Raw genomic sequence first — 6,791 nt, 5'->3', positions numbered from 1 at the left:
GAGCCGTTGATGCGAGGGATGACGGCGCCGCCATTTCGTCCGGAGGCGCCATAGCCCGGGTATTTAGCGTCGATGATCACCACGTTCAACTCGGGCGATGCGGACAGCAATTCATAGGCGGTCCATAGTCCGCTATAACCGGCGCCAACGATGCAGACATCGGCATGAATATCTATTGTTTGATGCAACATTTTAGGCCAGGCGATATCGTTTTTTTCGATAAGCTCTGCGAACCAAAAGGACACGTCTTTCATACTTTTATGCGTTTCTTGCATGGTTCTCTCACTTTAAAGTTGGGCGGTAGTCTATTTCAGCTTTTATTAGCGCTGTAGGCGTTTCGACATGCGGCGAATGAAAGCTCACCAGACGCTGCTGATTGAACAGAGAGCGACCCCTGACAAGAGGGAGGCTGTGCTGTAGGGGAACTCATGACTATTAAGTTTTACTTTTGTTGTGCGGATACCTTGCGGTGCTTTCCATGAAATGCAGTTTAGAAGTTGAACTGAATTAATAGCGTGCTGACATTGTCTGCGCGTCAAACTAAGATGCGTTCAAATAAGATCGGAAAACACCTCGCCCGCCTCACTCTGATGGTCAGGTGATTTAAGCGAGTTTGGCATCCTCTACCTTGCCGTAACGACGATCCACATAGACCAGCGGGTCTGGAGTGCTTTCGATAAAGACTTCTTTGACCTCTCCGATAAAAATAGCGTGTGTACCGAATTCGATGGTTTTAACGTTTTGGCAAATAATAGATGCCTGCGCTCCACTCAAGCGGTGAACGCCCGAGGCTGTCTCAATCCAGTTTCCGACTTGAAACCGAGCCTCACCTTTGACCTTACCCGAACAGGCTATTGAAATGTCAGTTTGCTGATGGTGCAGAATATTGATAATGAAAGGTGCACCACTTTCGAGTACGGGATACAGCGAGGCGGATTTGTTGACACAAATCAACATAGAGGGAGGGTCCATGGACAGTTCGCTCACGGCAGTGGCGGACATTGCGTAGCGACCATGTTTGTCTGCAGTTGTAATAACAGCCACCGCTTTCGCCAGGCGCTGTAAAGCAAGCTTAAAGTCTTCCACGATTGATTCCTCTCTCTTGTTTTTGTAAGCCATTGGGTAAGTCGTGGCTTTAAACCCCACCTTACATTTATTTGAAGGAAGGATAACTACCCCCCTTGTGTGACAGCTTTTTATGGGTTTTAAACTATGAGATGGCAGTCGCCGACGATGTGTTTGACCGAGCGTTTCGTTGAATTTTTAGGGCAGGGGCCATAGCTGCATGCTGGAAGGCTTTGACGATGACGGAATCTACAAAGACTTGTTCGAAGCATGAATCTTGAAGGAGCGTTGGCGAGCACCCGATGCCAGATCTGCGTTCAACTAGGAGGAACACGGCTGATGCGGATAACTGGCATGGGGCGAGAAGGATGAAGGGAGGAGATATTGCTTCTGTCTTCTTTTCTTGGGACGTGATGGGGCAGCACTGAAGTCTCAGGCTATACATCACTGTTCAGACCAGCATCAGTCGCCACGACTCAACGATTTCACGACCGATACGCCGCAGTCTGGACAACCTTCGTCCTTTGGGCGAGACATGCCGACAGATACGGTCGGTGGTCACCGTACCTGATAGCCGCCGGGCAGCCTCTGGTGTAATCCGTTGCCAGCGCGGCGTACTCGAGTCGATGTTGTCCATGTCGTCGGTCCTCGTTCTGGTGCGGTTCAGTCGGTGTCCGGAGCAAAGGCCTGCCAGTAGTCCTGACGGCTGATTTGCTCCTGATAGGTCTGGACATGATCCGCCGCCAGTCCCAGCAACTCATTGACGGTGCGACCGCGAGCGACCAGATAGCGGTCGAGTTCGTCGATGGCTCTTCCCAATACGGGGTAGCCTCCGGTGAAAACGGCGGAGGTCATTTCTGTTGCACAGGCGCCGGCCAAGAGGAAACGTGCAACATCCAGTCCGTTGCGTGCACCGTTGGTGGCAATCAGCGGGAAGTCCGGCCCGAGCTTCTTGCGGGTGAGCATCAACCAGCGTGCGGTCAGGGGCAGGGCCCAACTTCCGCCAATCGCCGCCGACGTGCCAAGCAGTGGCCGCTCGGTTTCCAGATCGGGCAGAAAGCCCATGAAACGTCCCATCATCACCACGCTGTCGGCGCCGCCCCGGCGGGCGGCTTCGGCCATGCCGACAACGTCTTCGCTTTGCCCGGTCAGCTTGATCCACAGCGGCAAAGTCGTCGCCTGGCGAAGCCTGCGCACGATCTTTTCGATCCGGTCGGTACCGCGCTCTAGCACGATGGCGCCTTTGGCCGCTTCTTCGCCGTGGGGCGCGCCGATGTTGAGTTCCAACACACGCAAGCCGGCTTGCTCGATCTGTTCTGCGAAGCTCGCGCACTGCTCAAGGTCGCTGAGGATCAGACTCGGAATGACATAGGCGTCCTGACTGCTGGCCTGGCGATCCAGCACGGCCAGCTCATCGATCCAACCCTCGAAGTCTCGTTGCACCAGCCCGGAGCGTCCGAACAAACTGGCGTCGGCCGGTGGATTGAAATCCCACGGCAGTCGGTTCCATTGGGCGTCGAGCAGGGCATAGTCGGTTTTGTCCAACTGCTGCTTGGCGGCCACTGACTCGTTGGTTGATTTGGCGACCACTGCGCCAGCACCTGTCGCCAGGGCCTTTTTGATGGACGCGCTGTTCATGGTCTGTTCACCGGCACCGCAGATCACCGGGTTTTTCAGGGTCAAAGACCCAATGTGCGTCGTCAGACGGCTCATGGTGTTGCCTCGATTGTTGACCCGGTCAGATGTTCATCAGGCGCGCGGCATTGAGTGAGGTCATCTTGCGCACATCGTCCTCGCTGTAACCCAGGTCAAGGACGGTTCCGATCACGTTGCGGAAGCCGTCGACGATGGTCGGGTTGCCTTGCTGGCCGAGGTCCGAGCCGAGAATGGTCAGGTCCACGGTGCCGGCTTCGATGACCTGCGCGAGGAATTCACCGTCGTAGAATTTGAACTTCGAACCCGGTACCCACATGCACATCGAATGCTCCATGTACACGCCTTCACTGGCGAGTTGGCGCATGTCATCGAGGGTGGCATCGACCACGTAGGTCGGATGGTTCACCAGCAGGCGCTTGACCCCGCGTTTGCGCGCCTCTTCGAACAGCGGCCAGATTTCCCTGATGTTCAGGTGCCCGGCCGAAAGCACGACATCTTCAGCGGCAATCAGGTCGAGGATGCCTTTGACTTCTTCGCGCAACTTGCCGTCGTCGTCGAGCACCGTGAGCGGAATCGGTTGCAGCATGCGCTGGGTGGTCTGCGGGAATTTATCGACGAACTTCACATCCTGATGATGATGGGCAATGTGATTGGCCGAAGAGAACGTCGGCATCCACACTAGCTTCGCGCCCAGCTTCAGGCCGTGCTCGACGGCATGAATGTTCAAGCCACCCACCGAGTTGTTAAGCGGTACGCCGGACAGCATCTGCACGTTGAGTTCGGAGAAATGCTTGTTCAAAAGGGTCGTGACCGGCGTGCAGGAATAGTAGTGATCCTTGAGCAGGACCGCTTTCAGACCGGCTTCGGACGCTTCCTGCATGGCTTCGATATGGTCGCAGTAGCGGGGCATGACCGAAGGGCCGCTGTGGCAGTGCAGGTCGATCGCGCCGCGTACCAGGCTGTCAATCTGGGCTTCACGATCTACAGAGGAGGAGGTTTGGGCTTTGGCGTTCATCACGGGCACCTTTGTTGGGCATTGTTCTTGTGGAATGGGTTCACATCAGCGCGACGCGGCGTTGTGGAAGCGTTCGACTTGCTCCGACCACCCCTTGCGCAGGACGGCTTGATCCGAGCCGACGATAAAAAAGGCCGCGCCATGGGCGGCGTAGCGTTCGACATCGTTGATGTGCGCAACGAAAAGTCCGGCGGCCTTGCCAGCTCGGCGGGCAGCCTGCAAGGTCTGGATCACGGCTTGCTCGACAACCTCATGATTGAGATCAAAATGGCGCAGCGACACCGCTAGGTCAGCCCGACCGACGAACAAGCAATCGACGCCGTCAACGTTGGCAATGGCGTCCAGATGATCGAGGGCGGCGGCATCCTCGATCTGGCAAATCACCGCCGCACGGCCATCGTGGAAATCAATGTGCCGGGCCAGCGCCATGAGTCCATAACCTCCCGCGCGCGGTGAGTTGGAAAAGCCACGGTGACCTTCCCGGTAGCGGGTTGCGGCAACAATGTCGTGGGCTTGGGCGGCGCTGGTGACATGCGGTAGGACCAGGCCGGCGGCACCGAGATCCAGAGCCTGGAGCAGAGTCGCTGGCCGGTTGTCGGCTACGCGGACCAGACCGGGGATGGCGGCCGCCTGGCAAGCCAGCAGGCCAATATCCAGGCTGGTGCTGGAGAAACCGGCATGCTCGGCGTCCAGCACCACGGCATCCAACCCAGCGATCCCGGCGATCTCAATCGAGGCGTGGGCGGGTGTCTTGATAAAGCTGCTCAACAGCCGTTCGCCCGCCAGCAGCCGCTGGCGCAAGGTTAGGCTGCTCATGACGCGCTCTTCGCGATGGCGAACTCGTTGGCCTGATATTCCACTAGATGCTGGTAGTCCTCGCGCAGGGGGGAGAACACATCAAGGTTCATCACCACTTCATCCCCCAACGGCTCGGCGTAATGCACCACATGCGGCGGGATGCGCAACATGCTGCCTGGCCCGCCTTCAACCACCTCGTCACCTAAATGAAAGCGCACGCGCCCCTGTACGATGATCACCAGTTGTTCGAAGGTGTGGCTGTGGGGGAAAACGTCCATGCCCGGGGTCAGCCAGTTCATCACGCAGATGGTGGCATCGCCCCGGAAGCCGACGCGTTCTACGCCTTTACGTACGGTTTCACGGGGCAGGTCGTTCCAATTGTGCAGCAGGGCCTGGGCCAGGTTCATTGTGGAAATCCTCAGTTGCCGAGACAGTGAAGGGTCTGTCTTGATTGTTTTATGTGTTTCGCTGTAAAGAACATAGTTTCTTTTGTAGATAAAAGCTACTCCCGCCGAATGCGTGCCGTCAACTCCTCTTGGCAGAACTTTTTACGGCACATAATGACTTGACAGAGGAGAAATTCCGGCCCTAGGATTGTGTCTAACAGAAAAACAATGTTTCGCACAGAGGAATAGTGCAGAAACCTCTTCAGTATCGCGAGGAATCACAATGCGTGTTATCGAATCCATCCTGATTGACGGTCACTGGTCCCGAGGCAGTCATGAGCAACAGGGGGCGGTCTTCAATCCCGCCACTGGCGAACACATCGCCGATCTGGGTTTTGCCAGCCACGCTGATCTGGATCGAGCCTTGGTTGCAGCTGCCAAGGGGTTTGAGGTCTGGCGTAAGACGTCGGCGTATGACCGTTCGAAAATTCTGCGTCGTGCCGCTGATCTGGTGCGTGAGCGCTCGGATGCGATTGCCGAACTGATCACCCTGGAGCAGGGCAAGCCGCTGGCCGAGGCGCGCATGGAAGCCTTTGGTGCCGGTGACCATATCGATTGGTATGCTGAAGAAGGCAGACGGGCTTATGGTCGAGTGATTCCGCCTCGTGCACGTGGAGCTCGGCAGATGGTGTTGCGCGAGCCTATTGGCCCGGTCGCGGCATTCAGCCCGTGGAATTTTCCGGTTAGCCAGTTGGTACGCAAAATCGCCGGTGCCTTGGCGGCAGGCTGTTCGATCATTGCCAAGGGGCCGGAAGAAACACCTTCTTCCTGCATCGAGTTGTGCCGTGCATTCCAGGACGCCGGTGTACCGCCCGGCGTGCTTAATCTGGTGTTTGGCGTTCCGGCAGAGATCTCTGACTACCTGATCCGCTCGGAGGTGATCCGCAAGATTTCCTTCACCGGTTCAGTACCGGTCGGCAGGGCACTGGGGGCATTGGCCGGGCAACACCTCAAACGCTGCACGCTGGAGCTGGGCGGTCATGCGCCGTTCATTGTCTGCGATGACGTGGATGTCGAGGCAGTCGCAGCGTTGGGTGCGAGTTTGAAGTTTCGCAACGCTGGGCAGATCTGCGCATCGCCCACGCGCTTTTTTGTTCAGCGCGGGATCTATCAGCAATTTGTCAGCGCGTTCAGCAAGGCCGGCGCAGCATTAAAGGTGGGTGCTGGTGACGCCGCCGATACACAGATGGGGCCATTGGCCAATCCTCGCCGGGTCGCGGCGATGCAGGCCTATGTCGATGACGCATTGGCCGTTGGGGCGACCTTGGCCGTGGGTGGACAGAACACTGCGCAACCGGGCTTCTTCTTCCCGCCAACCGTACTGGCGGACGTGCCGGACAGCGCGCGGGTGATGCACGAAGAACCCTTTGGCCCGATTGCATCCATCGTCGCCTTTGATGATCTGGAGGAGGTGATTGGCAAGGCCAACGCGCTGCCGTTTGGTCTGGCGGCGTTTGCTTTCACCCGCTCGATTCAGCGTGCCATCTTGCTGGCGGATGAGCTGCAAAGCGGCATGGTTTCGATCAATCACTTTGGCATCGCGGCACCGGAAACCCCGTTCGGCGGTATCAAGGACAGTGGCTACGGCAGCGAAGGTGGCAGTGAGGGACTGGACGCTTACCTGACCACCAAGTTCGTCAGTCAGGTTGGCTGATCCTCAATTGACCGAACCCGCCGCGAGTATCGTCAGGCCGCTGAAAACCTGATCACCTCAGGCGGGGTATTGATCGTGGTCAGACTGTAGATGTCTTCACCCGAGCCACCGCTTTCTAATGAAAGAAAGGTTGCCCGGGTGAAGCTCGTTATGTGTT

The 6,791-nt window shown here is 57.2% G+C and carries 7 protein-coding genes; 1 reads left to right on the top strand and 6 read right to left on the bottom strand.

All coding sequences use genetic code 11. The features are described from left to right. The 6 genes from BLL36_RS28790 to BLL36_RS28760 all read right to left on the bottom strand — a co-directional run. Positions 1-275 (bottom strand): FAD-dependent oxidoreductase (locus BLL36_RS28790; protein WP_394329506.1); only part of this gene is annotated, 275 nt, incomplete at its 3' end. Between the two features lie 328 nt (positions 276-603). Next, positions 604-1,119 (bottom strand): flavin reductase family protein, encoded by a 516-nt coding sequence (locus BLL36_RS28785; protein ID WP_076954975.1) that lies wholly within the window; start codon positions 1,117-1,119, stop codon positions 604-606. 609 nt (positions 1,120-1,728) lie between these two features. After that, positions 1,729-2,778 carry a beta/alpha barrel domain-containing protein gene (locus BLL36_RS28775; protein WP_076954973.1) on the bottom strand — a complete coding sequence of 350 codons (1,050 nt, stop codon included), beginning with the start codon at positions 2,776-2,778 and terminating at the stop codon, positions 1,729-1,731. Positions 2,779-2,803: 25 nt separating this feature from the next. Then, positions 2,804-3,736 carry a DUF6282 family protein gene (locus BLL36_RS28770; protein WP_076954972.1) on the bottom strand — a complete coding sequence of 311 codons (933 nt, stop codon included), beginning with the start codon at positions 3,734-3,736 and terminating at the stop codon, positions 2,804-2,806. Between the two features lie 45 nt (positions 3,737-3,781). Then, positions 3,782-4,552 carry an HpcH/HpaI aldolase family protein gene (locus BLL36_RS28765; protein ID WP_076954971.1) on the bottom strand — a complete coding sequence of 257 codons (771 nt, stop codon included), beginning with the start codon at positions 4,550-4,552 and terminating at the stop codon, positions 3,782-3,784. Continuing rightward, positions 4,549-4,941 (bottom strand): cupin domain-containing protein, encoded by a 393-nt coding sequence (locus tag BLL36_RS28760; RefSeq protein WP_076954970.1) that lies wholly within the window; start codon positions 4,939-4,941, stop codon positions 4,549-4,551. The genes BLL36_RS28765 and BLL36_RS28760 overlap by 4 nt, the downstream gene beginning before the upstream one ends. 262 nt (positions 4,942-5,203) lie before the next feature. Between BLL36_RS28760 and BLL36_RS28755 the strand changes: the two genes are divergently transcribed. Further along, positions 5,204-6,634: an NAD-dependent succinate-semialdehyde dehydrogenase gene (locus BLL36_RS28755; RefSeq protein WP_076954969.1), complete on the top strand. Its 1,431-nt coding sequence runs from the start codon at positions 5,204-5,206 to the stop codon at positions 6,632-6,634. Positions 6,635-6,791 lie beyond the last annotated feature (157 nt).

Origin of the sequence: Pseudomonas cedrina subsp. cedrina, assembly GCF_001983175.1 — a bacterium.
Taxonomy (GTDB): Bacteria; Pseudomonadota; Gammaproteobacteria; order Pseudomonadales; family Pseudomonadaceae; genus Aquipseudomonas; species Aquipseudomonas cedrina.
Note: the sequence above shows the minus strand (reverse complement) of the source record. Positions and strands in the feature narration are given on the sequence as shown.

Bases quoted from the DNA above. Each gene is read 5' to 3' on its own strand.
- BLL36_RS28755 (WP_076954969.1), top strand. From the start codon at position 5,204: ATGCGTGTTATCGAATCCATCCTGATTGACGGTCACTGGTCCCGAGGC.
- BLL36_RS28775 (WP_076954973.1), bottom strand. From the start codon at position 2,778: ATGAGCCGTCTGACGACGCACATTGGGTCTTTGACCCTGAAAAACCCG.
- BLL36_RS28785 (WP_076954975.1), bottom strand. From the start codon at position 1,119: ATGGCTTACAAAAACAAGAGAGAGGAATCAATCGTGGAAGACTTTAAG.
- BLL36_RS28765 (WP_076954971.1), bottom strand. From the start codon at position 4,552: ATGAGCAGCCTAACCTTGCGCCAGCGGCTGCTGGCGGGCGAACGGCTG.
- BLL36_RS28770 (WP_076954972.1), bottom strand. From the start codon at position 3,736: ATGAACGCCAAAGCCCAAACCTCCTCCTCTGTAGATCGTGAAGCCCAG.
- BLL36_RS28760 (WP_076954970.1), bottom strand. From the start codon at position 4,941: ATGAACCTGGCCCAGGCCCTGCTGCACAATTGGAACGACCTGCCCCGT.